This window comes from Salmonella sp. 3C (genome assembly GCF_025426275.1).
GTDB lineage: Bacteria > Pseudomonadota > Gammaproteobacteria > Enterobacterales > Enterobacteriaceae > Salmonella > Salmonella enterica.
On record NZ_CP104858.1, the window covers coordinates 1,165,149 to 1,190,540 of the forward strand.

Sequence of the window (25,392 nt, forward strand, 5' to 3'; positions counted from 1 at the left end):
ATATGCAGATGAATGAATATCACTCTTCGTTATACTCATCCCACCTCTCCGGCTTATACACGCATTTCACAACGTTATTTCAGTAAACCTTCACTAAACGCTTCCTGTCTCTGCTAAAAGATGATTAAATGAAAACTCAGTTATTTTGCATAAAAATGCACTAAAGCAGAAACCGATCTCATTATCAGTCAATCAAGCAGGGTTCTATTCTATGACGACGATTCTTAAGCATCTTCCAGCAGGTCAACGTATTGGTATCGCTTTTTCCGGCGGTCTGGACACCAGCGCCGCGCTGCTGTGGATGCGACAAAAAGGAGCTGTCCCATATGCTTATACTGCGAATCTGGGACAACCGGATGAGGATGACTATGACGCCATTCCTCGTCGCGCAATGGAGTATGGCGCAGAGAATGCTCGCCTGATTGATTGCCGCAAGCAGTTGGTTGCAGAAGGGATCGCAGCGATTCAGTGCGGCGCTTTCCATAATACGACTGGCGGACTGACCTATTTCAATACCACGCCTCTGGGCCGTGCCGTAACCGGCACGATGCTGGTCGCCGCGATGAAAGAAGACGGCGTGAATATCTGGGGCGACGGCAGTACCTATAAAGGCAACGATATTGAACGTTTCTATCGTTACGGCCTGCTGACGAATGCTGAATTACAGATTTACAAACCGTGGCTGGATACCGACTTTATCGATGAGCTGGGTGGTCGCCATGAGATGTCTGAATTTATGATTGCCTGCGGTTTCGACTATAAAATGTCCGTTGAAAAAGCCTACTCCACCGACTCCAACATGCTCGGCGCCACGCATGAAGCGAAAGATCTGGAGTTTCTTAACTCCAGCGTCAAGATCGTCAACCCGATTATGGGCGTGAAGTTCTGGGACGAGAGCGTGAAGATCCCGGCAGAAGAGGTGACCGTCCGCTTCGAACAGGGTCACCCTGTTGCCCTGAACGGTAAAACCTTCAGCGATGATGTTGAGATGATGCTGGAAGCAAACCGCATCAGCGGCCGTCACGGCCTGGGCATGAGCGACCAAATTGAAAACCGCATCATTGAAGCAAAAAGCCGCGGTATTTATGAAGCCCCCGGAATGGCGCTGCTGCACATCGCTTACGAGCGTCTGTTGACCGGTATTCACAACGAAGACACCATTGAACAGTATCATTCTCATGGTCGTCAGCTGGGTAAACTGCTGTATCAGGGCCGCTGGTTCGACTCGCAGGCGCTGATGCTGCGTGACGGCCTGCAACGTTGGGTCGCCAGCCAGATTACCGGTGAAGTGACGTTGGAGCTGCGTCGCGGCAACGACTACTCCATCCTGAACACCGTGTCCGACAACCTGACCTATAAGGCTGAGCGTCTGACCATGGAGAAAGGCGAGTCCGTATTCTCACCGGACGATCGTATCGGTCAGTTGACCATGCGTAATCTGGACATTACCGATACCCGCGAGAAACTGTTCGGCTACGCGAAAGCGGGTCTGTTAACCGCCTCTTCCGCGACCGGTCTGCCGCAGGTTGAGAATCTGGAAAACAAAGGCAAATAAGCCCGCGTCGTTGATGCAACAGGCCGCGAAAGCGGCCTTTTTTATTGCCAGCTTAGGCTCACATAATTTTTAAGTAAAACTAAATTGAAATTTACTAAAATAAAATCAATAATAAATTCACTTAATTAACGGTTTTATTTACTAAAAAGGTAGAAAAATGAACAGTGAACACTTTGTACGCCTAGCCTTAGATATCCTTAAATGCAGCCAAAAAGAACTTGCTGGAAAGCTAGGGGTTTCCTCCACTCAAATTAGCAAGTGGAAAAAAGGTGAACATATGTCTGATGATATGGAAAAGAAATTCAGAAAAATCACCAACATAGGCGAGTATTCTCCACTGCTTGTTGAGTGGGCAGGCTCCGTCAGTAATGCAGAAAAATGGGATCGTCTGATGCATTTTATTGCTGATAGAGTACATGACAGAGCAGAAACCGGCTACGTCACAACACCTCTACTCGACGAAGAAGGGTTCTTATGTGAAGAAACGATTGATACATTGGAAAAAATGGGGTTATCCGCTCCAAAATCGTTCCCTGTTGAATTAGATATCAACTATGAGAATACAGATGATGAAGAAACTGAAGATCTATGGGACTCCATCAGCAATAACCCTCACAGTTCAATTATTGAAAAAATCTATAACTCGCTGAATGATGTCTATGGCTTTTATGCTGCTTATGTTGATGAATTAATACAAGATGAAGGGTTGGATATCTATTCAACTGATGCCATCAATATTATGTATTCTTTGATGTCGCTTGCAGCTTGCAAAATTGAGATTGATTCAGCAACAGCACCGAATTTTCGACAATTCCGTTATGAAGTTGAGAAGGATTATGAAAACTGGTTAAGCCAACTCAAACTTCTGGCATTCCGTGCAGGAATTCCATTACGAGCAGAGCTCCTCCAGATGGTTTACGATAGTGCAGATGATCTGAGTGTTGCAGCTGAGGCTGAAAGCTTAGATTTAAATAAATCACGAATCCACCCAGATATCTACATGAATGAAATACTGACTGGTATGCGAATCATTCACCAAGTTCTCCCTGTAATTATGGAAAAACTTGAAATTACAGATTTCGAGTTGGATGAAAGCGCCTTACACATAGGAAGATAACTGAGGCGGCCCTAAGTTAGTAAAGGGCCTCCGTTTTCAACAGACGAAAAAAAGACGCTTTTCAGCGTCTTTTTCCTGGAATATTGGTACCGAGGACGGGACTTGAACCCGTAAGCCCTATTGGGCACTACCACCTCAAGGTAGCGTGTCTACCAATTCCACCACCTCGGCACGGATACTGCTATTAGCGCGGGATATCGCTGGTCGGCTGGGCCGGTGCAGCAGGTTGAGTCTGCTCGGTCTTCGCCGGCGCGCTCAGATTTTCCCACTCGCTTCCTTTATTGGTTTTGTTGCTATTGATATTACCCAACACCAGACTGATGATGAAGAACAGCGTCGCCAATACCGCCGTCATTCGGGTCATGAAGTTACCAGAACCACTTGAACCAAATAGCGTAGCGGAAGCGCCTGCTCCGAAGGAGGCTCCCATATCAGCGCCTTTACCTTGCTGCAGCATGATCAGACCTACAAGGCCAATTGCCACAATAAGGAAAACAACTAAAAGAGCTTCGTACATAATCAACCTGTTCCTTGCGGAGTTGCCGCGTACCAATGCTTCTACCAATAAAGCGGGATTTTTACTGTTTCCCACTGAAGCGGGTGTGAATACTAACCAAAGCGAATGACCTTCGCAAGGGCAATTTAAGCGCATTGTATCAACTGCGGAAAAAAACAGCAAAAGCGTTGTTTTTTGCGGGCCGTAAGGCGGCAACCGCCGCCTTTTTAGTCACTTAAACGCTTAAACGGCTTTTACCGCATCCGCGATACGATGGGCGAATGCCGTAACCTGCGCTTCATCCTCGCCTTCCACCATCACGCGAATCAACGGTTCGGTACCGGATTTACGTAGCAGTACCCGCCCACGATTGCCGAGCGTGGCTTCTACGTCCGCCGTTACCGCTTTCACCGCTTCATTTTCCAGCGGATCGCCGCTACCGGCGGTGTAACGCACGTTAACCAGAATCTGCGGGAACATTTTCATACCGCTGCACAGATCGTGCAGACTCATATGATTACGCACCATCGCCGCCAGAACTTGTAGCCCCGCTACAATACCGTCGCCAGTGGTCGTTTTATCCAACAGAATAACGTGACCAGAGTTTTCCGCGCCGATGCGCCAGCCTTTTTCCTGCAATTTTTCCAGCACGTAGCGGTCGCCCACTTTCGCCCGGGCAAACGGAATGCCAAGCTGCTTGAGCGCCAGCTCCAGCCCCATATTGCTCATCAGCGTCCCCACCGCGCCGCCGCGCAGTTGCCCCTGGCGCAGCCCTTCGCGCGCGATGATATACATAATCTGATCGCCATCGACTTTATTGCCTTCATGGTCAACCATGATGACCCGGTCGCCGTCGCCGTCAAGCGCGATGCCGAGGTCCGCCTTCTCCGCCAACACGCGCGCCTGCAACGCGCGCACGTCGGTCGCGCCCACTTCTTCGTTAATGTTGACGCCGTTTGGCTCACAGCCGATGGCGATAACGGTCGCGCCCAGCTCGCGCAGCACATTCGGTGCGATATGGTAGGTAGCGCCGTTGGCGCAATCCACAACCACTTTCAGGCCATTGAGGCTCAGTTCGTTCGGGAAGGTGCCTTTACAGAACTCAATATAGCGTCCGGCGGCATCGACGATGCGGCTCGCTTTCCCCAGCTCGGCGGAGTCTACGCAGGTGATCTCTTTTTCCATTTCGGCTTCGATGGCTTCTTCCACATCGTCAGGCAGTTTCGTACCGTCGATAGAGAAGAATTTAATGCCGTTATCATAGAACGGGTTATGCGAAGCCGAGATAACGATACCCGCCTCCGCGCGGAAAGTCCGCGTCAAATAGGCGACGGCTGGCGTTGGCATAGGTCCGGTAAACGAGGCCGACAGCCCCGCAGCGGCAAGGCCCGCCTCCAGCGCGGACTCCAGCATATAGCCGGAAATACGCGTATCTTTACCGATAATGATTTTACGCGAGCCATGACGCGCCAGCACTTTTCCGGCAGCCCAACCCAGTTTAAGCACGAAATCAGGTGTAATGGGGGCATTGCCTACACGTCCGCGAATCCCATCGGTACCGAAATATTTACGATTACTCATAGCGTTTGTTTCCCTTTGCAGACAGAGTGGCTTCTACCACCCGCATCGCCTCTACGGTTTCTTTGACGTCATGGACGCGAATGATCTGCGCGCCCTGCATCGCGGCAATTACCGCGCACGCAAGGCTGCCGTTCAGACGGTCTGATGGTCCCACGTTAAGTAACTGACCAACCATCGTTTTACGTGACATGCCCACCAGCAGCGGCAGGTTAAAATGATGAAACTCACCCAGTCGCGCCAGTAAGGTATAATTGTGAGAGAGATTTTTACCGAAACCGAATCCGGGGTCGAGCAACAATTTCTCTTTTGCGATGCCGGCCTTCTCACAACGTGCTATTTGCTCAATAAAGTAGCGATTCACCTCGGCAAATACATCGTCATATTTCGGCGCCTCCTGCATGGTTTTGGGGTTGCCCTGCATGTGCATAAGACTGACCGGCAAGCCGGTTTCCGCTGCCGCTTCCAACGCGCCGGGCTCGGAGAGCGAACGGACATCATTGATAATATGCGCGCCCGCCCTTGTCGCTTCACGGATCACCTCGGGTTTAGAGGTATCCACAGAAATCCACACTTCAAAACGTTGCGCGATTGCTTCCAGTACCGGAATAACGCGATCCAGCTCTTCTTCCACGCTCACTTCCGCCGCGCCTGGTCGCGTTGATTCCCCCCCCACATCAATAATTGTCGCACCGGCATTCACCATTAAATTCGCATGTTTCACCGCCTCAATCAGCGTGTTATGCGCGCCGCCGTCGGAGAACGAATCCGGCGTTACGTTCAGGATACCCATAACATGCGGATGAGTGAGATCGAGCGTGGCGCCCTGAGCGAAGAGTTTCATGGTCAAAATCCCTGTTTTATTTGTGGTGAGTTAAAAAAAGAAAAACCCCGGGGCAAGCCCCAGGGTTTCGGTGAGCGCTAAACATAATGTTGTACAACAAACGTTTATTTGTCGCCCAGCTGCTCTGACATCGTGTTGCCCGGGTTCGGCGTGCGTGGTTCATCAACCGGACGCGGCGCCTGAGGCGTACCATTGCTGTCAGAGTTATTGGTGCCGTTTGGATCTTCCCAGCCCGCAGGCGGACGCACTTCACGACGCGCCATCAGGTCATCAATCTGCGGCGCATCGATGGTTTCATATTTCATCAGCGCATCTTTCATCGCGTGCAGAATATCCATATTGTCAGTCAGGATCTGACGAGCGCGATTGTAGTTACGTTCAATCAGCGCTTTCACTTCCTGGTCGATGATACGCGCAGTTTCATCAGACATATGTTTCGCTTTTGCGACGCTACGGCCGAGGAATACTTCGCCCTCTTCTTCCGCATACAGCAACGGACCGAGTTTCTCCGAGAAGCCCCACTGGGTGACCATGTTACGCGCCAGGTTAGTCGCGACTTTAATGTCGTTCGACGCGCCGGTAGAAACATGCTCAACGCCGTAGATAATCTCTTCCGCCAGACGGCCACCGTACAGCGTGCTGATTTGGCTTTCCAGCTTCTGACGGCTGGCGCTGATCGCGTCGCCTTCAGGCAGGAAGAAGGTCACGCCCAGCGCACGACCGCGCGGGATAATCGTCACTTTGTGCACCGGATCGTGTTCCGGCACCAGGCGACCGATAATCGCGTGGCCCGCTTCGTGGTACGCGGTCGACTCTCTCTGCGCTTCCGTCATCACCATGGAGCGACGTTCGGCGCCCATCATGATTTTGTCTTTCGCTTTCTCGAACTCAACCATCGACACAACGCGCTTGTTACCACGAGCCGCAAACAGCGCCGCTTCGTTCACCAGGTTCGCGAGGTCAGCACCGGAGAAGCCCGGCGTACCGCGCGCAATGATCGCCGCATCAATATCCGTCGCTAACGGTACGCGACGCATATGCACCTTCAGAATCTGCTCACGACCGCGAACATCCGGCAGGCCTACCACCACCTGACGGTCAAAACGACCTGGACGCAGCAGCGCCGGGTCCAGAACGTCCGGACGGTTGGTTGCCGCGATAACGATGATACCTTCGTTACCTTCGAAGCCGTCCATCTCAACCAGCATCTGGTTCAACGTCTGCTCACGTTCATCGTGACCACCGCCCAGACCTGCGCCACGCTGGCGGCCTACGGCGTCGATTTCATCGATGAAGATAATGCACGGCGCCGCTTTCTTGGCCTGTTCGAACATGTCACGCACTCGAGACGCGCCGACACCGACGAACATTTCCACAAAGTCAGAACCGGAAATCGTAAAGAATGGCACCTTCGCTTCACCCGCAATGGCTTTTGCCAGCAGGGTTTTACCGGTACCCGGCGGGCCGACCATCAGGACGCCTTTCGGAATTTTACCGCCCAGCTTCTGGAAACGGCTCGGTTCACGCAGGTATTCAACCAGTTCCGCCACTTCTTCTTTCGCTTCGTCACAACCCGCGACGTCAGCAAACGTGGTTTTGATCTGATCTTCCGTCAGCATACGCGCCTTGCTCTTACCGAACGACATGGCGCCTTTGCCACCGCCGCCCTGCATCTGACGCATGAAGAAGATCCAGACGCCGATCAGCAACAGCATCGGGAACCAGGAAATGAAGATAGAAGCCAGCAGGCTTGGCTCTTCAGGTGGTTCGCCAACAACCTTGACGTTTTTAGTCAGCAGGTTATCAAGCAGCTTCGGATCATTAATCGGAATGTAAGTCGTGTAACGGTTACTATCTTTCTTGGTAACGTTGATCTCACGTCCGTTGATACGCGCTTCGCGAACCTGGTCCTGATTGACCTCTTGCAGGAAGGTAGAGTAATCCACCTTACGGCCATTAGACTCGCTGGGCCCAAAGCTCTGGAATACTGACATCAGCACAACGGCAATGACCAGCCAGAGTATTAGGTTTTTCGCCATGTCACTCAAGGGATTAACCTCTTATTACAACTGTGTTAAAAACAGCGTCAGGATACTCTATATCCAGTTTCTTTCAAACCTTACGTCTGAAATCTGCCGGTTATCACTTTCGCCCGGTCGCTACAATGTACACTTCACGCGAACGCGCACGCGAAGAGTCCGGCTTACGAACTTTAACCTTCGTAAACAGGGAGCGAATTTCCCTTAGATACTCATCGAAACCTTCGCCCTGGAACACCTTCACTACAAAACTTCCGCCTGGCGCCAGCACATCGCGGCACATCTCTAACGCCAGCTCCACCAGATACATGGCGCGGGGGATATCCACCGCCGGTGTTCCGCTCATGTTTGGTGCCATATCCGACATGACAACTTGTACTTTACTGTCACCCACGCGTTCCAGTAACGCTTTCATGACAAGTTCATCACGAAAATCGCCCTGAAGAAAGTCCACACCAACGATAGGATCCATAGGTAAAAGATCACAAGCGATGATGCGGCCTTTGCCGCCAATCTGCGTGACCACATACTGTGACCAGCCTCCTGGCGCAGCGCCGAGATCGACTACCGTCATTCCCGGCTTAAAAAGTTTGTCACTTTGCTGTATTTCATCAAGTTTAAACCAGGCACGGGAGCGTAGCCCCTTTTTCTGCGCCTGTTGAACATATTTATCGCTAAAGTGTTCCTGAAGCCAGCGGCTTGAGCTGGCAGAACGCTTTTTACCTGTCATTTAACTTTCCCGTCGGGGCAGTTCATCGTAGCCAATGGCGTAAATTTCTACACGCCTATTTGGCGATATAAGGGAGATGGCGGTAGAATGACCCGTTTTCAATCCCAACGTAAGCAAAAATATACGATGAATCTGAGTACTAAACAAAAACAGCACCTAAAAGGTCTGGCACATCCGCTCAAGCCTGTTGTTATGCTTGGCAATAATGGTTTGACCGAAGGGGTACTGGCCGAGATTGAACAAGCGTTAGAGCACCATGAACTTATCAAGGTGAAAATCGCCTCGGAAGATCGCGAAACAAAAACCTTGATCGTGGACGCTATCGTGCGCGAAACCGGCGCCTGTAACGTACAGGTCATCGGTAAAACGCTGGTGCTGTATCGCCCAACTAAAGAGCGTAAAATCTCGCTGCCGCGTTAAGGATATCCTAAAGTCGAACACAAAATCTGTGTAAAACGAGGGGTTTTCCACGAGCAGGAGAGCAAAATGCCACGCTCTCTCCGTTGATAAAAGGCCGCTATGCGGCCTTTTTCCTTTCTTTACAATACACCAACAATTTGCGTATTGAGTACTACTTAAAGGTATTCCACTTTAAGCACTTCGTATTCCACATCGCCGCCAGGCGTTTTGATCACCACGACGTCATCCTGCTCTTTGCCGATCAGGCCGCGAGCGATTGGCGAGTTTACCGAAATGAGATTTTGCTTAAAATCCGCCTCATCATCGCCAACAATGCGGTAGGTCTGCTCTTCGTCGGTGTCCAGGTTCAGCACCGTGACGGTAGCGCCGAAAATCACGCGGCCATTGTTCGGCATTTTAGTGACATCAATCACCTGCGCATTCGACAGTTTTGCTTCGATATCTTTAATGCGCCCTTCGCAGAAACCCTGCTGTTCGCGTGCAGCATGATACTCCGCGTTTTCTTTTAAATCGCCATGTTCGCGCGCTTCGGCGATAGCGGCGATGATTTCAGGACGGCGCACAGATTTCAGAAAATCCAGCTCTTCGCGCAGTTTTTCGGCTCCGCGTAAGGTCATCGGAATAGCTTGCATTTGTTATACCTCTTGAACATTCCTGTAGGGGGCAATGAACTCTACCCCGGCTGCTAAGCCAGCCCCGGCATATGCCATACCAGGGTCAGAAGCAAAAAAACACCAACCCGGGCGCGCAGTCCCAGGTCAGCTACAATTTCCTCTTTGATAACCATTTTACCCTGGAGTTCCCTATGGGTCATCGTTTACTTTTTAGGGCGTTGCGCCGTAGTATGACGGCTTGTTTCCAGGGTGTTAGCGCGAGATTATGCGATTTTCCAGATTTATCATCGGATTGACCACCAGTATAGCGTTCAGCGTTCAGGCCGCGAATATTGACGAATACATCAAACAGCTTCCGGCCGGCGCCAACCTCGCGCTGATGGTGCAAAAGATTGGCGCGCCCGCGCCGGCTATTGATTATCATAGTCAGCAGATGGCGCTTCCCGCCAGTACCCAAAAGGTGATTACCGCGCTGGCGGCGCTGATTCAACTCGGCCCGGATTTCCGTTTTACGACCACGCTGGAGACTAAAGGCAACGTCGATAACGGCATCCTGAAAGGTGACGTAATTGCGCGCTTTGGTGGCGATCCAACGCTAAAACGTCAGGATATTCGCAATATGGTCGCGACGCTGAAAAAGTCCGGCGTCACGCAAATCGACGGCAATGTGCTTATCGACACGTCGATTTTCGCCAGCCACGATAAAGCGCCAGGCTGGCCGTGGAACGACCTGACGCAGTGTTTCAGCGCGCCTCCCGCCGCCGCCATTGTTGACCGCAACTGTTTTTCTGTGTCGCTTTATAGCGCGCAAAAACCAAACGATTTAGCCTTTATTCGCGTGGCTTCTTATTATCCGGTAACGATGTTCAGCCAGGTACGGACTCTACCGCGCGGTTCGGCAGACGCGCAGTATTGCGAGCTGGATGTTGTGCCTGGCGATTTGAACCGTTATACGCTTACCGGCTGTTTACCACAGCGCGCCGACCCGCTGCCGCTGGCCTTTGCTATTCAGGACGGCGCCAGCTACGCGGGCGCGATCCTCAAGCAGGAACTGAAAGAGGCCGGGATAACTTACCGCGGCACGCTGCTGCGCCAGACGCAGGTTAACGAGCCCGGAACGATCGTCGCCAGTAAACAGTCGGCGCCACTGCACGATCTGCTTAAGATTATGCTGAAAAAGTCAGACAACATGATCGCCGATACTGTTTTTCGGATGATTGGTCATGTCAGGTTTAACGTGCCTGGCACCTGGCGGGCGGGATCGGATGCCGTTCGCCAGATCCTACGCCAACAGGCGGGAATTGATATCGGCAATACCATTATTGCCGACGGTTCCGGTCTTTCTCGCCATAATCTGATCGCTCCCGCCACGATGATGCAGGTGCTGCAATATATCGCCCAACACGATAACGAGCTGAACTTTATCTCTATGCTGCCGCTGGCGGGCTATGATGGTTCATTACAATACCGCGCCGGGCTGCATCAGGCGGGCGTAGACGGTAAGGTTTCGGCGAAAACCGGATCACTGCAGGGCGTGTATAATCTGGCGGGCTTTATTACCACCGCAAGCGGACAACGGATGGCATTTGTACAGTATTTGTCCGGCTACGCGGTTCCACCTGCCGATCAGCGTAATCGCCGAATCCCGCTGGTACGCTTCGAGAGTCGGTTGTATAAGGATATTTATCAGACTAACTGAGTGCATTATTGCCGGATGGCGGCGCTAACGCGTCTTATCCGGCCTACAACGAACATAATAAAATGGGCCGCAAATGCGGCCCGTTGGCTTTTGTAGGCCGGATAAGCTTTAGCGCCATCCGGCTACGAGATTAACGTTTGTAGATGAATTCGACGCCTTCTTCGTCGTCTTCATCCCAGTCGTCATCCCAGTCATCGTCTGCGTCTTCTTCCACTTCAGCCAACTGCTGGCGATGATAATCGTCCCACATGAACTCGACTTTTTCCGGCTGTTTTGCTTCTTCAGCCTGCGCGATCGGATTCTCGATGATAAAGGTCATCACATCCCAGCAGAGATCTTTCACCCCTAGCTGACTGGCGGCGGAAATCAGATAGTATTTCCCTTCCCAGCCCAACGCTTCGGCGATCGCTTTCGCTTTCTCTTCCGCTTCGGTTTTATCCATCAGATCGATCTTGTTGAACACTAACCAGCGCGGTTTAGCCGCCAGATCCTGGCTGTATTTTTCCAGTTCGCCAATAATGATACGGGCGTTTTCCACCGGATCGGAACCGTCGATCGGATCGATATCAATGAGGTGCAGCAGTACGCGGCAACGTTCGAGGTGCTTCAGGAAGCGAATCCCCAGGCCCGCGCCTTCCGCCGCGCCTTCGATCAACCCCGGAATGTCGGCCACCACAAAACTCTTTTCGCTGTCCATACGTACCACGCCCAGGCTCGGCACCAGCGTGGTAAACGGATAGTCCGCGACTTTCGGTTTTGCTGCCGATACCGCGCGAATGAACGTTGATTTACCGGCGTTTGGCATCCCCAGCATCCCGACATCCGCCAGCAGCATCAGTTCCAGCAGCAGGTCGCGCTTATCGCCCGGCGTACCATTGGTTTTCTGGCGCGGCGTACGGTTAACCGAGGATTTAAAACGGGTATTGCCTAGCCCATGCCAGCCGCCCTTCGCGACCAACAGACGCTGACCGTGTTTGGTCATGTCGCCCATCGTTTCACCGGTTCCCTGGTCGATAACGCGCGTACCGACCGGCACTTTGATGGTCACGTCTTTACCGCGTTTACCGGTACAGTCGCGGCTCGCGCCATTCTGACCACGTTCAGCGCGGAACGATTTTTCAAAGCGGTAATCGATCAGCGTATTCAGGTTTTCATCGGCTTCCATCCAGACGTCGCCGCCGTCGCCGCCATCACCGCCGTCCGGGCCGCCTTTCGGGATATATTTTTCGCGGCGAAAGCTCACACAGCCATTACCGCCATCGCCTGCAACGACCAGAATCGATGCTTCATCAACAAACTTCATTTTATTCTCCGTAAATCATTCGCCTGAGCGGGGTTGCGAAACCACCGTTTCATGCTTGCGTAAACCGCCCCAAATACGATGACCAATGGCGGAATACATCGCGCCCGCAACCACGACAAACGCACCGAGATAACCTAAAAGGTTTAACATCGGTCTGGCGAAGAAATCGGGCCAGGCCATAGATAAAAGATCTGAAAACAGCAGGGTAAATAGCGGTGTAAGCGTGATTATCGCGCTCACCTGCGCCGCCTGCCAACGCGCCATCGCTTCCGCCAGGGCGCCATATCCTACCAGCGTATTTAGCCCGCAGAAAATCAAACAGGCGAGCTGCCAGTCGCTCAGTTGCGCTATCACCATCGGTTTTGCCAGCGGCAAGAGCGCTATCGTACATAAAGTGTACAGTAAAAACAGGATCTGCTGCGAGGCCAGACGTCGCAATAATACTTTTTGCGCCACGCCATAGCTCACCCACACCATCGCCGCGCCTACGCCAAAAATAACGCCCCAGGTGTAGTCGGTCAGTCGGGTAAAAATCTCGATCAGACTGGTGTTAAAAAACATCACCAGCCCGCTCAATAACATCAGCGCGCCAATCACCTGCGTACCGCGCATCTTTTCTTTCAGAATAAAGACGCTGGCGACCATCATGCCAACCGGCGAGAGCTGGCCGATAACCTGCGACGCGGTTGGGCTTAAATATTGCAGGGAAGAACTGAACAAAATGAAATTACCGAACAGTCCGCAGGTCGCTATCGCCAATAACACCAACCAACGCGGCTTACGAAAAATACGCAGCGGCGGCAGCTTTCTTTTTACTGCCAGTATCGCCCCGAGGCCAATGCTGGCCATTAAGAAGCGGTAGAAGACAATGGTTGAAGGCTCCATCACCTCCAGCACTTGCTTCATTGCTATTCCCAGCACATCGCGGTAGTGAGCGCTAAAAGAATGCCAATGCCTGCCTGCTGCTTCATGCCGTGTTCCCTGCAAAGACCCGTTAACGGCATTCGCACAGCCACACGGGTATATTTTAGTCGGCCATCGAATGTAAAAAGCCCCGCAACAGGTGCGGGGCTTTCATCCGTTACCGGACCACAAAAAACTTACTCAGCAACGATGCTGATGTATTTACGGTTTTTCGGGCCTTTAACTTCGAATTTCACTTTACCGTCTGCTTTAGCAAACAGAGTGTGGTCACGACCGCAACCAACGTTGGTGCCAGCGTGGAATTTAGTACCACGTTGACGAACGATGATGCTGCCTGCCAGAACTGCTTCACCGCCAAAGCGTTTTACGCCCAGACGTTTAGCTTCAGAATCGCGACCGTTACGAGTCGAGCCGCCAGCCTTTTTATGTGCCATTTAATCTGCTCCCCTAATCTTAAGCGCTGATGCCGGTAATTTTCACATCAGTGAACCACTGACGATGGCCCTGCTGCTTACGGTAGTGTTTACGGCGACGAAACTTAACGATTTTAACTTTCTCGCCACGACCGTGGGCAACAACTTCAGCTTTGATTACGCCGCCATCAACGAAAGGAACGCCGATTTTGACTTCTTCACCGTTTGCGATCATCAGAACTTCAGCGAACTCGATAGTTTCGCCAGTTGCGATGTCCAGCTTTTCCAGGCGAACGGTCTGACCTTCGCTTACTCGGTGTTGTTTACCACCACTTTGGAAAACCGCGTACATAAAAAACTCCGCTTCCGCGCACACCTTTCAATGATTCAGAGCGCGCTATAAATATTCACAATAGGGCGCGAATATTACGCAAATTGCACGGCTTTGACAAGTGCTACCATCAATACATGAAGAAAAAAAACACAACGCATACGGTAACGTTTATCTGCGGCGTTTTTTCAGTACAATCAGGGTATATTTCTAACCATAAACCCTACGTTACCTCATTCAGACATGGGATAATCGGGGCGATAAGCCCGGCTTTTGCGATGAATTTAGAAAAAATCAACGAGTTAACCGCGCAAGATATGGCGGGTGTCAATGCGACAATCCTTGAACAGCTTAATTCCGACGTTCAACTGATTAATCAGCTAGGATATTACATTATTAGCGGCGGCGGAAAACGCATTCGTCCGATGATTGCCGTTCTTGCCGCACGCGCGGTGGGTTATCAGGGTAACGCGCACGTGACTATCGCCGCTCTGATCGAGTTTATCCACACGGCGACGCTGCTACATGATGATGTGGTGGATGAATCTGATATGCGTCGCGGCAAAGCGACGGCAAATGCCGCTTTCGGTAATGCCGCCAGCGTGTTGGTCGGCGACTTTATCTATACCCGCGCCTTCCAGATGATGACCAGCCTCGGCTCGTTAAAAGTGCTGGAAGTGATGTCGGAAGCGGTCAACGTGATTGCAGAAGGTGAAGTGCTGCAATTGATGAACGTGAATGACCCGGACATTACCGAAGAAAATTACATGCGGGTGATTTACAGTAAAACGGCCCGTCTGTTCGAAGCCGCCGCCCAGTGCTCCGGTATTCTTGCCGGTTGTACGCCTGAGCAAGAGAAAGGGTTGCAGGACTATGGCCGCTACCTTGGTACGGCTTTCCAGCTCATTGACGATCTGCTGGATTACAGTGCCGACGGCGAGCATCTCGGTAAAAATGTGGGTGATGACCTCAATGAGGGCAAACCTACCTTACCGTTGCTTCACGCCATGCGCCACGGTACGCCAGAACAGTCAGCGATGATCCGTACCGCTATTGAACAAGGCAATGGCCGTCATCTTCTGGAACCGGTTCTGGAAGCGATGACCACCTGCGGTTCGCTGGAATGGACGCGTCAGCGAGCGGAAGAAGAAGCCGACAAAGCGATATCCGCGTTGCAGATATTGCCGGATACCCCATGGCGTGAGGCGCTAATCGGTCTCGCACACATCGCGGTGCAGCGCGATCGTTAATGCCGTTCTCTTATCCCGCGTACTGCGCGGGATATCCCATTAAGTTCTAATAAACTCCAGATACCCTATCGCCTGTTTTTCACATACTCATCCAGGACTTCCCCTGGCATATTCTGAATATTGCCGCCACTTACATGAACTTTTTAGAACATTCCTTCACGAAGCGTTATAGTATCGAACGTCGTCGGGTTGTTAAAACCGTAAGTGATTAACCTAAGGAGTGATGGATGTATGGAAAGCAAGCTTATTGACTGGCATCCGGCCGATATCATTGCCGGACTACGTAAAAAAGGGACTTCAATGGCCGCTGAGTCACGTCGGAATGGATTGAGTTCATCCACGCTGGCCAATGCATTAACGCGCCCGTGGCCGAAAGGAGAGTTGATTATCGCGAAAGCATTGGGAACGGAACCCTGGGTTATTTGGCCATCGCGTTATCACGATCCGCGCACGCATGAGTTTATCGACAGAACGCGGCTTATGAGAGCGCGTAATAAAGACAAACAGAATGTAGAGTAAGCGCCTGTAAAATACCCCCCGCAATCGCGTTCGCGGGGGTTATTCAGCGTACAGAAGGTTATTCGCCTTTCACGCGTTCAATATTCGCGCCTAGCGCGCGCAGTTTGTCTTCGATGCGCTCATAACCGCGATCGATGTGATAAATGCGATCCACAATCGTCGTGCCTTCCGCAATACAGCCCGCCAGCACCAGGCTCGCAGATGCCCGCAGATCTGTCGCCATAACCTGGGCGCCAGAGAGCGTTTCTATGCCATGGCATATGACGGTATTGCTTTCAATTTCCGCACGCGCGCCCATGCGGCTGAGTTCAGGCACGTGCATAAAACGGTTTTCAAAGACAGTTTCAGTGATAAAGCCCGTCCCTTCCGCCACCAGGTTCAGCAACGTGAACTGCGCCTGCATATCGGTCGGGAATGCCGGGTGCGGCGCGGTACGGACATTGACCGCCTTCGGTCGTTTGCCGTGCATGTCCAGACTAATCCAGTCCTCGCCCACTTCGATATCCGCGCCAGCATCGCGCAGTTTCGCCAGTACTGCGTCCAGAGTGTCCGGTTGCGCGTTACGGCAGAGGATTTTGCCGCGAGAGATCGCTGCCGCCACCAGGAAAGTCCCCGTTTCGATACGATCCGGCAGCACACGATAAACGCCGCCGCCCAGACGCTCTACGCCCTCGATCGTAATACGATCGGTGCCCTGCCCGGCGATCTTCGCCCCCAGCGTAACCAGGAAGTTAGCGGTGTCGACAATTTCCGGCTCGCGCGCGGCGTTTTCAATGATGGTCGTCCCTTCCGCCAGCGTGGCGGCGCACATAATGGTGACGGTCGCGCCGACGCTGACCTTATCCATCACGATATGCGCCCCTTTAAGACGTCCTTCGACGGAGGCCTTTACGTAGCCCTCTTCCAGCTTGATGGTCGCACCCAGTTGTTCCAGACCGGTAATATGCAAATCAACCGGACGCGCGCCGATAGTACAGCCCCCCGGCAGAGAGACTTGTCCCTGACCAAAACGGGCAACTAGCGGCCCCAGCGCCCATATCGAGGCGCGCATGGTCTTAACCAGATCATAAGGCGCGCAGAACACGTTCACCTGGCTGGCGTCAATGTGTACCGATCCATTGCGTTCCACTTTCGCGCCTAATTGGCTCAGGAGCTTCATCGACGTATCCACGTCTTTCAGTTTTGGAACGTTTTGGATCTCTACCGGTTCTTCTGCCAGCAGAGCGGCGAACAGGATCGGCAGCGCGGCGTTTTTGGCGCCGGAAATTGTGACTTCGCCCTGGAGCGTCGTTGGCCCCTGTACACGAAATTTATCCATTATTGTATTCTCAGTTAAGCATTCATCTCCGCTACCGGCAGGTTACCCGTAGCTTAAAATCCGTTAAGTTTACGATCGCGCGCCCATTCCGCCGGGGTATATGCTTTGATCGATACGGCATGGATACGGTTGTCCGCAATGTACTCCATTAGCGGCCCATAGACCGTTTGCTGTTTCTTGACCCGGCTCATGCCGTCAAACATCTCGCCCACGGCAATAACCTGAAAGTGACTGCCATCGCCGGAGACGTGGACTTCCTGGAGGGAGAGGGCATTCATCAGCACACTCTGAATTTCATGATTTTCCATGGGTTCTTTATTCGTCAAATAGTGAAAACAGCCCAACATCTTAGAGCAAAGTCGCGCCGTCTTAAATAAGCAAAAGATTACGCTGATAAATCAGCGCGGTAAAAGTGCCGGATGGTGCTGCTAACGCAACTTATCCGGCCTACGGGGATCATGCGAAGTGTAGGCCGGATAAACCATCCGGCATTCATTACATACGGGGAAGTACGTCTTCGGGCAAGTTATATAATTGCGCCAGCGCGTAAACCTTGTCGTTAACGCCAGACAGCGACACGGCATTGCCCTGCTTTTTTGCCTGGTTCACAAGGTGCGCCAGCAGCGCCAGTCCCCCCGTATCCACCCTGGAGATCTGGCTCAGGTCGATACGGGTAACGCCAGTCATCGCTTCTACGCGCGCGTCCCATAGCGGCGCCAACACGTCCTGATCCAGCTCTCCCGCCAGCACCAGAGTGTCCGCCTCACGCGTCCAGGTGAGTTGCGGCGTCATTACTGTTTCTCGTCCAAAGTAATTTTCTGTTGAGAGATAGATTTCAGTTGTGCGGTCAGGCCGTCGATGCCTTTAGTACGCAGCAGATCGCTCCACTCATTTTGCTTGGTGGTGATCATGCTGACGCCTTCCGCAATCATGTCATACGCCTGCCAGTTGCCGGTCTGAGTGTTTTTGCGCCACTGGAAATCCAGGCGTACCGGCGGACGACCGTTGGGATCGATAATCGTTACACGGATAGGCACAATGGTCGCATCGCCCAGCGGTTGCTCAGGCGCTATCTGGTAAGTCTGACCGTGGTACATCGCCAGCGCCTGACCGTATGCCTGTTTCAGGTATTCGCGAAACGCGGCAAAATAGGCTTCACGCTGCGCCGGGGTCGCCTCTTTGTAGTAGCGGCCCAACACCAGCGCGCCGGCATATTTTACCTGCACGTACGGCAGAAGTTCCTGATCAACAACGTCTCGCAGGTAATCCGGATTGGCACGAATTTTCGGCTGTTCGTTTTTCAGGCGATCAAACGTTTTCTGCGCCGCCTCGTTCATCAGTTTATAAGGATTGCTCTGATCCGCTGCCGTTGCTGCGCTTAATGGCGCAATGACCAGCAGGGCCACCATCATCAGTCGTTTAAACATGCCTCAATTCTCCTGAGATTATTTCGTTTCGCCCGCGGGCGTTGTGGCTTCAGTATGGCCTTCCGTTGCGGCTGGCGCATCGCCAGAATTCTTATTGTCGTCGCCTTTGCTGTTATAAAGGAACTGGCCAATCATATCTTCCAGCACCATTGCAGACTTGGTGTCCTGAATCGTACTCCCATCTTTGAGGATAGACGTTCCCAGCTCAGGATCTTCAAAACCGACGTTTAATGCCAGATATTGCTCCCCCAGCAGCCCGGAAGTACGAATACTCAACGAGCTGGTATCGGGAATATGGTTATAACGCTCTTCGATGTCGAGCGTTACGCGCGGCAGGTATGTTTTCGGATCAAGCGAGATATCTTCAACCCGCCCGACAACCACCCCGCCGATGCGTACCGGGGAACGCACTTTCAGACCGCCGATGTTATCGAAGGTCGCATAAACCTTATAGGTCGGCTCCGTGCGCATAGAGGTCACATTTGCCGCCTTCAGGCAAACAAACAGCGCCGCCAGCAACGCTACCAGCAAAAAAACGCCTACCCAAATTTCATTTTTTTTCGTTTGCATGAACTCAATTCCCAAACATCAGTGCGGTCAGCACAAAATCCAGCCCCAGAACGGCCAACGATGCGTGAACCACGGTACGCGTCGTTGCCCGGCTAATCCCGGCAGAAGTTGGTATTGCGTCATAACCGTTGAATAACGCAATCCATGTTACCGTAATGGCGAACACCACGCTCTTTATCAGACAGTTCACCAGGTCCATACGCCAGTCGACGGCATTCTGCATCGCGGACCAGAAGAACCCGGCGTCGATTCCTTTCCAGCTTACGCCGACCAGCGAGCCGCCCCAGATACCGACCGCCACAAAGATAATGGTCAGTAGCGGCAACGAAATCACGCCCGCCCAAAAGCGCGGCGAAATCACCCGGCGCAATGGATCGACCGCCATCATCTCCATACTGGAGAGCTGCTCCGTCGCCCGCATCAGGCCGATTTCCGCCGTCAACGCCGACCCGGCCCGCCCGGCAAACAGCAACGCCGCGACCACCGGCCCCAGCTCGCGCAGCAGCGAAAGCGCCACTAACATGCCAAGACTGGTCTCCGCGCTGTAAGTGGTCAGAACCAGATAGCCTTGCAGCCCCAGCACCATACCGATGAATACGCCGGAGACAATAATGATAAGCATCGACAAGACGCCCACATTATAAAGCTGGCGCACCAGCAGCGGCGCATGTTTGCGAAACTCCGGCTTACCGATAATCGCATTGAATAACATTAACCCGGCGCGCCCGAACGTCCTGACGGTTTTGATCCCGCTGTGTCCGAGTGCTGCCAGCGCATTTAACAGCATGAGTGGCTTAACTCCCTGTTTCGAGTAAATCAAGGTGATAGTCGCCCGCCGGATAGCGGAACGGAACCGGCCCGTCGGCAATGCCGTCAAGGAACTGACGCACGCGCGGGTCCGTATTCTCCTGCAACGCCTGAGCGCTACCGTGAGCGACGATTTTTTTGTCCGCCATGATCCAGGCGTGATCAGCAATACTGAGCACCTCTGGCACATCATGCGAGACCACCACGCAGGTCACGCCCAGCGCGCTGTTCAATTCTGAAATCAGCTTCACCAGAACGCCCATGGTAATCGGGTCCTGGCCGACAAACGGCTCATCGAACATGATGAGATCCGGTTCCAGAGCGATGGCGCGCGCCAACGCGGCGCGGCGCGCCATCCCACCGGAGAGCTCGGAAGGCATCAGTTTTGCCGCGCCGCGCAGCCCGACAGCTTCCAGTTTCATCATCACGACGCTTTTTAGCAGCGGCGCGGGTAAATTGGTGTGCTCCCGTAGCGGATAGGCCACATTGTCAAACACGTTCATGTCGGTAAACAGCGCTCCCGACTGAAACAGCATACTCATACGTTTGCGGACGGTGTAGAGCCGCGAACGGGACATGGCCGGCACATTCTCGCCATCAAATAAGATCTCGCCCTTATCCGGCGGGATCTGTCCGCCAATCAGGCGCAACAGCGTGGTTTTACCGATGCCCGACGGCCCCATGATCGCCGTGATCTTCCCGCGCGGCACCGTCAGGGAAATATTATCGAAAATGCAGCGTTCGCCACGGGAAAAGCTGACGTCGCGCATATCGACTAAATTGGCCGCAGACTGACCCATTGATTCATCCTTCGTATTGCCTTGTTGAGGTAACCATGGCGCTGAATTTAACCATGGGTTCGACATAATTACAGAATATTAACTGACAGGGTTAGCGAAAGCTGGCATTCGTTTTACTTTTTAGCCGCATAAAGTCAAAATTAGGACTTCGTTACGGCTTCCAGATATCCCTTCCAGGGGACCGGCGAGTATACCTGAAGAAAGGACTTTAGATGCTTTTAGCGATGGCGCTACTCATAATTGGTTTGCTTCTGGTGGCCTACGGCGCCGATCGTCTGGTGTTTGCGGCCTCTATTTTATGCCGTACATTCGGTATTCCCCCGCTGATCATCGGGATGACGGTCGTGAGTATCGGCACCTCGCTGCCGGAAATTATTGTGTCGGTCGCCGCATCGCTACACGGTCAGCTCGATTTGGCCGTCGGCGCGGCGCTCGGTTCTAACATCACCAATATTTTGCTGATCTTAGGGCTGGCGGCGCTGGTTCGTCCATTTACCGTGCATTCCGATGTTTTACGTCGCGAATTGCCATTAATGTTATTTGTTAGCGTGGTAGCCGGTTCCGTACTGCATGACGGACAGTTAAGCCGCAGTGATGGTATCTTTCTCCTGCTTCTGGCTGTGCTATGGCTGTTATTCATTGTTAAAATCGCGCGTCTGGCCGAACGCCAGGGGAATGACAGCCTCACCCGCGAACAACTGGCGGAGCTGCCGCGCGAAGGCGGGCTCCCCGTCGCGTTCTTATGGCTGGGCATTGCGCTGGTCATCATGCCGATGGCGACGCGCATGGTAATCGATAACGCTACGGTGCTGGCGAACTATTTCGCCATGAGTGAATTAACGCTCGGTCTGACAGTCATCGCCGTCGGCACCAGTCTGCCAGAACTGGCGACGGCGATTGCCGGCGTGCGAAAAGGCGAAAATGATATTGCCGTTGGTAATCTCATTGGCGCCAATATTTTTAATCTCGCCATCGTGCTGGGACTGCCTGCGCTGATCGCGCCGGGGGAGATCAACCCGCTGGCATTTGGGCGTGATTATAGCGTTATGTTGCTGGTTAGCGTGGTTTTCGCTTTACTTTGCTGGCGGCATCCGCGTCAGATTGGTCGGGGCGCAGGTATACTGCTGACCGGCGGGTTTATCGTATGGCTGGCGATGCTCTATTGGCTATCGCCACTTCTTGTTGGATAACTGGAAACGGATTATGTCGCATTTAGCGTTGCAACCGGGGTTTGACTTTCAGCAGGCAGGCAAAGAGGTCCTGGAAATTGAACGTGAAGGCCTGGCGGAGCTTGATCAATATATCAACCAGCATTTCACGCTGGCCTGTGAAAAAATGTTCAACTGCACCGGAAAAGTGGTGGTCATGGGGATGGGAAAATCCGGTCATATCGGACGGAAAATGGCCGCCACGTTCGCCAGTACCGGCACCTCTTCCTTTTTTGTACATCCAGGCGAAGCCGCGCACGGCGATTTGGGGATGGTTACGCCGCAGGATGTGGTTATCGCTATCTCCAACTCCGGCGAATCCAGCGAGATCGCGGCGCTAATACCGGTACTTAAACGTCTGCACGTGCCGTTAATTTGCATTACCGGGCGACCGGAAAGCAGCATGGCGCGTGCGGCAGATGTGCATCTGTGTGTTAAAGTGCCCAAAGAAGCGTGTCCGTTAGGACTGGCGCCTACCAGTAGTACCACCGCAACGCTGGTGATGGGCGACGCGCTCGCTGTGGCGTTGTTAAAAGCGCGCGGCTTTACCGCCGAGGATTTCGCTCTGTCGCATCCTGGCGGCGCGCTGGGACGTAAGCTACTGCTGCGCGTAAGCGATATTATGCATACTGGCGATGAGATCCCGCATGTTAATAAACATGCCACCCTGCGTGATGCGCTGTTAGAAATTACGCGTAAAAATCTCGGTATGACCGTCATTTGCGATGAATCCATGAAGATCGACGGTATCTTCACCGACGGCGATTTACGTCGCGTGTTCGATATGGGCGGCGATATGCGCCAGTTGGGGATCGCCGAGGTGATGACGCCAGGGGGCATTCGCGTGCGTCCCGGTATTCTCGCCGTCGATGCGCTGAATTTAATGCAGTCCCGCCATATCACCTCCGTACTGGTTGCTGATGGCGACCAGTTACTCGGTGTGTTACATATGCATGATCTCCTGCGTGCAGGCGTCGTGTAGAAACTCAAGGATAATTAACGATGAGTAAAGCAGGTGCGTCGCTTGCGACCTGTTATGGCCCCGTCAGCACCCATGTCATGACCAAAGCGGAGAATATCCGCCTGCTCATCCTGGACGTGGATGGCGTATTGTCTGACGGCCTGATTTATATGGGCAATAACGGCGAAGAGCTGAAGGCTTTCAACGTTCGTGACGGCTATGGTATTCGCTGTGCTTTGACCTCCAATATCGAGGTTGCCATTATTACCGGACGAAAGGCTAAACTTGTAGAAGATCGCTGCGCCACGCTGGGGATTGTCCATCTTTATCAGGGACAGTCGAATAAGCTGATCGCCTTTAGCGATCTGCTGGAAAAACTGGCCATTGCGCCGGAAAATGTTGCCTATGTCGGCGATGATCTGATTGACTGGCCAGTGATGGAAAAAGTGGGGTTAAGCGTTGCCGTTGCGGATGCGCATCCGCTGCTGATCCCCCGCGCTGACTATGTGACGCACATTGCCGGCGGGCGCGGCGCGGTACGTGAGGTGTGCGACTTGTTGCTGCTGGCGCAGGGCAAGCTGGATGAGGCCAAAGGGCAATCGATATGAGTAAAACCAGACGTTGGGTTATCATTCTACTGTCGCTGGCCATTCTGGTACTAATTGGTATCAATCTGGCGGATAAAGACGATCCTGCTGCCGTGATGGTCAACAGCAACGATCCCACGTATAAAAGCGAGCATACGGATACCGTCGTGTACAGTCCGGAAGGCGCGTTGAGCTATCGTCTGATCGCGCAGCACGTTGAATATTTTTCCGATCAGGCGGTCTCATGGTTTACGCAACCGGTATTAACCACCTTTGATAAGGATAAGGTGCCGACATGGTCGATCAAGGCCGATAAAGCCAAATTGACTAACGATCGGATGCTCTATCTGTATGGTCATGTTGAAGTCAACGCCCTGGTGCCTGACGCTCAATTACGCAGAATTACCACCGATAACGCGCAGATTAATCTGGTGACGCAGGATGTTACCTCGAACGATCTGGTGACGTTATACGGCACAACATTTAACTCCAGCGGACTGAAAATGCGCGGTAACTTACGCAGCAAGAACGCCGAGCTGATTGAAAAGGTTAGAACCTCTTATGAAATTCAAAACAAACAAACTCAGCCTTAATCTTATGCTTGCCGGCTCGCTGCTGGCCGCCAGCATTCCGGCTTTCGCCGTCACGGGCGATACCGAACAGCCTATTCATATTGACTCGGATCAACAGTCGCTGGATATGCAAGGCAACGTCGTGACCTTTACGGGCAACGTGGTGATGACCCAGGGCACGATTAAGATCAACGCCGATAAAGTCGTGGTTACCCGCCCTGGCGGCGAACAGGGGAAAGAGGTGATCGACGGTTACGGCAATCCGGCCACCTTCTACCAGATGCAGGACAACGGTAAGCCGGTGAAAGGCCACGCTTCCCATATGCATTACGAGCTGGCGAAAGATTTTGTGGTGCTGACCGGCAACGCTTATCTGGAGCAGCTTGACAGCAACATTACCGGCGACAAAATCACCTACCTGGTGAAAGAGCAGAAAATGCAGGCCTTCAGCGAGAAAGGCAAACGCGTCACCACCGTTCTGGTGCCGTCGCAGTTGCAAGACAAAAACAAAGGCCAGACTCCGGCGCAAAAGAAGAGTAACTAATTCGTTATGGCAACATTAACTGCAAAGAATCTGGCGAAGGCCTATAAAGGCCGTCGCGTAGTGGAAGATGTCAGTCTGACCGTTAACTCCGGGGAGATTGTCGGGCTGCTCGGTCCAAACGGCGCGGGTAAAACCACCACCTTTTATATGGTCGTCGGTATCGTGCCGCGTGACGCAGGCAATATCATCATCGATGATGAAGATATCAGTCTGCTGCCGCTGCACGCGCGCGCGCGCCGCGGTATCGGCTATTTACCGCAGGAAGCTTCTATTTTCCGCCGTCTCAGCGTATTTGATAACCTGATGGCGGTACTGCAAATTCGTGACGATTTGACCGCAGAACAGCGAGAAGACCGCGCCAACGAGCTGATGGAAGAGTTTCATATCGAGCATCTGCGCGACAGCATGGGACAGGCGCTGTCCGGTGGTGAACGCCGTCGTGTAGAAATAGCCCGCGCGTTGGCCGCTAATCCCAAATTTATCCTGCTGGATGAACCCTTTGCCGGCGTTGACCCGATTTCCGTTATCGACATCAAACGCATTATCGAGCATCTGCGCGATAGCGGGCTCGGCGTGCTGATCACCGACCATAACGTCCGTGAGACGCTGGCAGTCTGTGAACGCGCCTATATCGTGAGCCAGGGCCACCTTATTGCCCACGGTACGCCGACAGAAATCCTGCAAGACGAACACGTTAAGCGTGTATATCTTGGGGAAGACTTCAGACTCTGATAGGGTAGAGGGCTATGCTGCTCTAGCGGGAGAA

The 25,392-nt window shown here is 52.8% G+C and carries 28 protein-coding genes, 1 tRNA gene and 1 pseudogene; 12 read left to right on the plus strand and 18 right to left on the minus strand.

Annotated features, from left to right (window positions below):
• The first annotated feature begins 211 nt into the window (after window positions 1–211).
• Complete coding sequence (argG, locus tag N7E69_RS05530; protein WP_039507266.1) at window positions 212–1,555, plus strand: argininosuccinate synthase; 1,344 nt, start codon at window positions 212–214, stop codon at window positions 1,553–1,555.
• Between the two features lie 157 nt (window positions 1,556–1,712).
• Window positions 1,713–2,672, plus strand: coding sequence for a multiprotein-bridging factor 1 family protein (locus tag N7E69_RS05535; protein ID WP_001083598.1), 960 nt, complete (start codon window positions 1,713–1,715; stop codon window positions 2,670–2,672).
• 84 nt (window positions 2,673–2,756) lie between these two features.
• On the opposite strand, the gene N7E69_RS05540 is transcribed toward N7E69_RS05535, so the two are convergent.
• The 6 genes from N7E69_RS05540 to rlmE all read right to left on the minus strand — a co-directional run bounded on the left by N7E69_RS05540 (window position 2,757) and on the right by rlmE (window position 8,359).
• Window positions 2,757–2,843, minus strand: a tRNA-Leu gene (locus N7E69_RS05540).
• A 13-nt stretch (window positions 2,844–2,856) separates the two neighbouring features.
• Window positions 2,857–3,189, minus strand: coding sequence for a preprotein translocase subunit SecG (gene secG, locus N7E69_RS05545; protein ID WP_000272680.1), 333 nt, complete (start codon window positions 3,187–3,189; stop codon window positions 2,857–2,859).
• Between the two features lie 222 nt (window positions 3,190–3,411).
• Entirely contained in the window at window positions 3,412–4,749 is a 1,338-nt protein-coding gene (gene glmM / locus N7E69_RS05550; protein WP_000071169.1) for a phosphoglucosamine mutase, read from the minus strand.
• Window positions 4,742–5,590: a dihydropteroate synthase gene (gene folP, locus N7E69_RS05555; protein ID WP_000764713.1), complete on the minus strand. Its 849-nt coding sequence runs from the start codon at window positions 5,588–5,590 to the stop codon at window positions 4,742–4,744. The genes glmM and folP overlap by 8 nt, the downstream gene beginning before the upstream one ends.
• Before the next feature lie 104 nt (window positions 5,591–5,694).
• Complete coding sequence (gene ftsH, locus N7E69_RS05560; RefSeq protein WP_001107482.1) at window positions 5,695–7,629, minus strand: ATP-dependent zinc metalloprotease FtsH; 1,935 nt, start codon at window positions 7,627–7,629, stop codon at window positions 5,695–5,697.
• A gap of 103 nt (window positions 7,630–7,732) precedes the next feature.
• Complete coding sequence (gene rlmE, locus N7E69_RS05565) at window positions 7,733–8,359, minus strand: 23S rRNA (uridine(2552)-2'-O)-methyltransferase RlmE (protein ID WP_000145974.1); 627 nt, start codon at window positions 8,357–8,359, stop codon at window positions 7,733–7,735.
• Window positions 8,360–8,485: 126 nt separating this feature from the next.
• On the opposite strand from rlmE, the gene yhbY reads away from it, so the two are divergent.
• Window positions 8,486–8,779, plus strand: a complete 294-nt coding sequence (yhbY, locus tag N7E69_RS05570; RefSeq protein WP_001592995.1) for a ribosome assembly RNA-binding protein YhbY — start codon at window positions 8,486–8,488, stop codon at window positions 8,777–8,779.
• Window positions 8,780–8,934: 155 nt separating this feature from the next.
• Here yhbY and greA read toward each other — a convergent pair whose 3' ends face one another.
• On the minus strand, window positions 8,935–9,411 hold the full coding sequence (gene greA, locus N7E69_RS05575; protein ID WP_001148008.1) for a transcription elongation factor GreA: 477 nt from the start codon (window positions 9,409–9,411) through the stop codon (window positions 8,935–8,937).
• Window positions 9,412–9,658: 247 nt separating this feature from the next.
• Between greA and dacB the strand changes: the two genes are divergently transcribed.
• Window positions 9,659–11,092, plus strand: coding sequence for a serine-type D-Ala-D-Ala carboxypeptidase (gene dacB, locus N7E69_RS05580; protein WP_001212681.1), 1,434 nt, complete (start codon window positions 9,659–9,661; stop codon window positions 11,090–11,092).
• A 130-nt stretch (window positions 11,093–11,222) separates the two neighbouring features.
• On the opposite strand, the gene cgtA is transcribed toward dacB, so the two are convergent.
• The 4 genes and pseudogenes from cgtA to rplU all read right to left on the minus strand — a co-directional run bounded on the left by cgtA (window position 11,223) and on the right by rplU (window position 14,084).
• Window positions 11,223–12,395, minus strand: a complete 1,173-nt coding sequence (gene cgtA / locus N7E69_RS05585) for an Obg family GTPase CgtA (protein WP_000673556.1) — start codon at window positions 12,393–12,395, stop codon at window positions 11,223–11,225.
• 15 nt (window positions 12,396–12,410) lie between these two features.
• Window positions 12,411–13,366, minus strand: a pseudogene (locus N7E69_RS05590) (DMT family transporter).
• Between the two features lie 129 nt (window positions 13,367–13,495).
• Window positions 13,496–13,753 carry a 50S ribosomal protein L27 gene (gene rpmA / locus N7E69_RS05595; RefSeq protein WP_000940593.1) on the minus strand — a complete coding sequence of 86 codons (258 nt, stop codon included), beginning with the start codon at window positions 13,751–13,753 and terminating at the stop codon, window positions 13,496–13,498.
• Window positions 13,754–13,772: 19 nt separating this feature from the next.
• On the minus strand, window positions 13,773–14,084 hold the full coding sequence (rplU, locus tag N7E69_RS05600; RefSeq protein WP_000271396.1) for a 50S ribosomal protein L21: 312 nt from the start codon (window positions 14,082–14,084) through the stop codon (window positions 13,773–13,775).
• Window positions 14,085–14,341: 257 nt separating this feature from the next.
• On the opposite strand from rplU, the gene ispB reads away from it, so the two are divergent.
• Both ispB and sfsB read left to right on the plus strand, forming a co-directional pair.
• Window positions 14,342–15,313, plus strand: a complete 972-nt coding sequence (gene ispB, locus N7E69_RS05605; RefSeq protein WP_001047354.1) for an octaprenyl diphosphate synthase — start codon at window positions 14,342–14,344, stop codon at window positions 15,311–15,313.
• A gap of 231 nt (window positions 15,314–15,544) precedes the next feature.
• A complete protein-coding gene (gene sfsB, locus N7E69_RS05610; protein ID WP_000444167.1) occupies window positions 15,545–15,832 on the plus strand; it encodes a DNA-binding transcriptional regulator SfsB in 288 nt (95 codons plus the stop codon).
• A gap of 58 nt (window positions 15,833–15,890) precedes the next feature.
• On the opposite strand, the gene murA is transcribed toward sfsB, so the two are convergent.
• From murA to mlaF, 7 genes are all read right to left on the minus strand, one after another.
• Complete coding sequence (gene murA, locus N7E69_RS05615; RefSeq protein WP_000357287.1) at window positions 15,891–17,150, minus strand: UDP-N-acetylglucosamine 1-carboxyvinyltransferase; 1,260 nt, start codon at window positions 17,148–17,150, stop codon at window positions 15,891–15,893.
• 53 nt (window positions 17,151–17,203) lie between these two features.
• Window positions 17,204–17,458: a BolA family iron metabolism protein IbaG gene (ibaG, locus tag N7E69_RS05620; protein WP_001518349.1), complete on the minus strand. Its 255-nt coding sequence runs from the start codon at window positions 17,456–17,458 to the stop codon at window positions 17,204–17,206.
• Window positions 17,459–17,645: 187 nt separating this feature from the next.
• On the minus strand, window positions 17,646–17,942 hold the full coding sequence (gene mlaB / locus N7E69_RS05625; protein WP_000188844.1) for a lipid asymmetry maintenance protein MlaB: 297 nt from the start codon (window positions 17,940–17,942) through the stop codon (window positions 17,646–17,648).
• Window positions 17,942–18,577, minus strand: a complete 636-nt coding sequence (gene mlaC / locus N7E69_RS05630) for a phospholipid-binding protein MlaC (RefSeq protein WP_000476475.1) — start codon at window positions 18,575–18,577, stop codon at window positions 17,942–17,944. Before mlaC ends, mlaB begins: the two co-directional genes overlap by 1 nt.
• A gap of 18 nt (window positions 18,578–18,595) precedes the next feature.
• Entirely contained in the window at window positions 18,596–19,147 is a 552-nt protein-coding gene (mlaD, locus tag N7E69_RS05635; RefSeq protein ID WP_001193591.1) for an outer membrane lipid asymmetry maintenance protein MlaD, read from the minus strand.
• Between the two features lie 4 nt (window positions 19,148–19,151).
• Window positions 19,152–19,934, minus strand: coding sequence for a lipid asymmetry maintenance ABC transporter permease subunit MlaE (mlaE, locus tag N7E69_RS05640; protein WP_000925786.1), 783 nt, complete (start codon window positions 19,932–19,934; stop codon window positions 19,152–19,154).
• 7 nt (window positions 19,935–19,941) lie between these two features.
• The gene (mlaF, locus tag N7E69_RS05645) at window positions 19,942–20,754 is read right to left on the minus strand and encodes a phospholipid ABC transporter ATP-binding protein MlaF (RefSeq protein WP_000531566.1); all 813 of its coding nucleotides are present in this window, start codon (window positions 20,752–20,754) and stop codon (window positions 19,942–19,944) included.
• 212 nt (window positions 20,755–20,966) lie between these two features.
• Between mlaF and N7E69_RS05650 the strand changes: the two genes are divergently transcribed.
• The 6 genes from N7E69_RS05650 to lptB are packed head-to-tail and all read left to right on the plus strand — an operon-like array spanning window position 20,967 to window position 25,358.
• On the plus strand, window positions 20,967–21,944 hold the full coding sequence (locus N7E69_RS05650; protein WP_000922742.1) for a calcium/sodium antiporter: 978 nt from the start codon (window positions 20,967–20,969) through the stop codon (window positions 21,942–21,944).
• 13 nt (window positions 21,945–21,957) lie between these two features.
• Complete coding sequence (gene kdsD / locus N7E69_RS05655; RefSeq protein WP_000018617.1) at window positions 21,958–22,944, plus strand: arabinose-5-phosphate isomerase KdsD; 987 nt, start codon at window positions 21,958–21,960, stop codon at window positions 22,942–22,944.
• A gap of 20 nt (window positions 22,945–22,964) precedes the next feature.
• Window positions 22,965–23,531 carry a 3-deoxy-manno-octulosonate-8-phosphatase KdsC gene (kdsC, locus tag N7E69_RS05660; RefSeq protein ID WP_000030029.1) on the plus strand — a complete coding sequence of 189 codons (567 nt, stop codon included), beginning with the start codon at window positions 22,965–22,967 and terminating at the stop codon, window positions 23,529–23,531.
• The gene (gene lptC / locus N7E69_RS05665) at window positions 23,528–24,103 is read left to right on the plus strand and encodes an LPS export ABC transporter periplasmic protein LptC (protein ID WP_000047845.1); all 576 of its coding nucleotides are present in this window, start codon (window positions 23,528–23,530) and stop codon (window positions 24,101–24,103) included. The genes kdsC and lptC overlap by 4 nt, the downstream gene beginning before the upstream one ends.
• A complete protein-coding gene (lptA, locus tag N7E69_RS05670) occupies window positions 24,072–24,626 on the plus strand; it encodes a lipopolysaccharide ABC transporter substrate-binding protein LptA (RefSeq protein ID WP_000669770.1) in 555 nt (184 codons plus the stop codon). The genes lptC and lptA overlap by 32 nt, the downstream gene beginning before the upstream one ends.
• Window positions 24,627–24,632: 6 nt before the next feature.
• Complete coding sequence (lptB, locus tag N7E69_RS05675) at window positions 24,633–25,358, plus strand: LPS export ABC transporter ATP-binding protein (protein ID WP_000224104.1); 726 nt, start codon at window positions 24,633–24,635, stop codon at window positions 25,356–25,358.
• The last annotated feature ends 34 nt before the right edge of the window (window positions 25,359–25,392 follow it).

Coding starts and splice junctions, on each gene's coding strand:
- argG (WP_039507266.1), top strand. CDS start 212: ATGACGACGATTCTTAAGCATCTTCCAGCAGGTCAACGTATTGGTATC.
- N7E69_RS05535 (WP_001083598.1), top strand. CDS start 1,713: ATGAACAGTGAACACTTTGTACGCCTAGCCTTAGATATCCTTAAATGC.
- secG (WP_000272680.1), bottom strand. CDS start 3,189: ATGTACGAAGCTCTTTTAGTTGTTTTCCTTATTGTGGCAATTGGCCTT.
- glmM (WP_000071169.1), bottom strand. CDS start 4,749: ATGAGTAATCGTAAATATTTCGGTACCGATGGGATTCGCGGACGTGTA.
- folP (WP_000764713.1), bottom strand. CDS start 5,590: ATGAAACTCTTCGCTCAGGGCGCCACGCTCGATCTCACTCATCCGCAT.
- ftsH (WP_001107482.1), bottom strand. CDS start 7,629: ATGGCGAAAAACCTAATACTCTGGCTGGTCATTGCCGTTGTGCTGATG.
- rlmE (WP_000145974.1), bottom strand. CDS start 8,359: ATGACAGGTAAAAAGCGTTCTGCCAGCTCAAGCCGCTGGCTTCAGGAA.
- yhbY (WP_001592995.1), top strand. CDS start 8,486: ATGAATCTGAGTACTAAACAAAAACAGCACCTAAAAGGTCTGGCACAT.
- greA (WP_001148008.1), bottom strand. CDS start 9,411: ATGCAAGCTATTCCGATGACCTTACGCGGAGCCGAAAAACTGCGCGAA.
- dacB (WP_001212681.1), top strand. CDS start 9,659: ATGCGATTTTCCAGATTTATCATCGGATTGACCACCAGTATAGCGTTC.
- cgtA (WP_000673556.1), bottom strand. CDS start 12,395: ATGAAGTTTGTTGATGAAGCATCGATTCTGGTCGTTGCAGGCGATGGC.
- rpmA (WP_000940593.1), bottom strand. CDS start 13,753: ATGGCACATAAAAAGGCTGGCGGCTCGACTCGTAACGGTCGCGATTCT.
- rplU (WP_000271396.1), bottom strand. CDS start 14,084: ATGTACGCGGTTTTCCAAAGTGGTGGTAAACAACACCGAGTAAGCGAA.
- ispB (WP_001047354.1), top strand. CDS start 14,342: ATGAATTTAGAAAAAATCAACGAGTTAACCGCGCAAGATATGGCGGGT.
- sfsB (WP_000444167.1), top strand. CDS start 15,545: ATGGAAAGCAAGCTTATTGACTGGCATCCGGCCGATATCATTGCCGGA.
- murA (WP_000357287.1), bottom strand. CDS start 17,150: ATGGATAAATTTCGTGTACAGGGGCCAACGACGCTCCAGGGCGAAGTC.
- ibaG (WP_001518349.1), bottom strand. CDS start 17,458: ATGGAAAATCATGAAATTCAGAGTGTGCTGATGAATGCCCTCTCCCTC.
- mlaB (WP_000188844.1), bottom strand. CDS start 17,942: ATGACGCCGCAACTCACCTGGACGCGTGAGGCGGACACTCTGGTGCTG.
- mlaC (WP_000476475.1), bottom strand. CDS start 18,577: ATGTTTAAACGACTGATGATGGTGGCCCTGCTGGTCATTGCGCCATTA.
- mlaD (WP_001193591.1), bottom strand. CDS start 19,147: ATGCAAACGAAAAAAAATGAAATTTGGGTAGGCGTTTTTTTGCTGGTA.
- mlaE (WP_000925786.1), bottom strand. CDS start 19,934: ATGCTGTTAAATGCGCTGGCAGCACTCGGACACAGCGGGATCAAAACC.
- mlaF (WP_000531566.1), bottom strand. CDS start 20,754: ATGGGTCAGTCTGCGGCCAATTTAGTCGATATGCGCGACGTCAGCTTT.
- N7E69_RS05650 (WP_000922742.1), top strand. CDS start 20,967: ATGCTTTTAGCGATGGCGCTACTCATAATTGGTTTGCTTCTGGTGGCC.
- kdsD (WP_000018617.1), top strand. CDS start 21,958: ATGTCGCATTTAGCGTTGCAACCGGGGTTTGACTTTCAGCAGGCAGGC.
- kdsC (WP_000030029.1), top strand. CDS start 22,965: ATGAGTAAAGCAGGTGCGTCGCTTGCGACCTGTTATGGCCCCGTCAGC.
- lptC (WP_000047845.1), top strand. CDS start 23,528: ATGAGTAAAACCAGACGTTGGGTTATCATTCTACTGTCGCTGGCCATT.
- lptA (WP_000669770.1), top strand. CDS start 24,072: ATGAAATTCAAAACAAACAAACTCAGCCTTAATCTTATGCTTGCCGGC.
- lptB (WP_000224104.1), top strand. CDS start 24,633: ATGGCAACATTAACTGCAAAGAATCTGGCGAAGGCCTATAAAGGCCGT.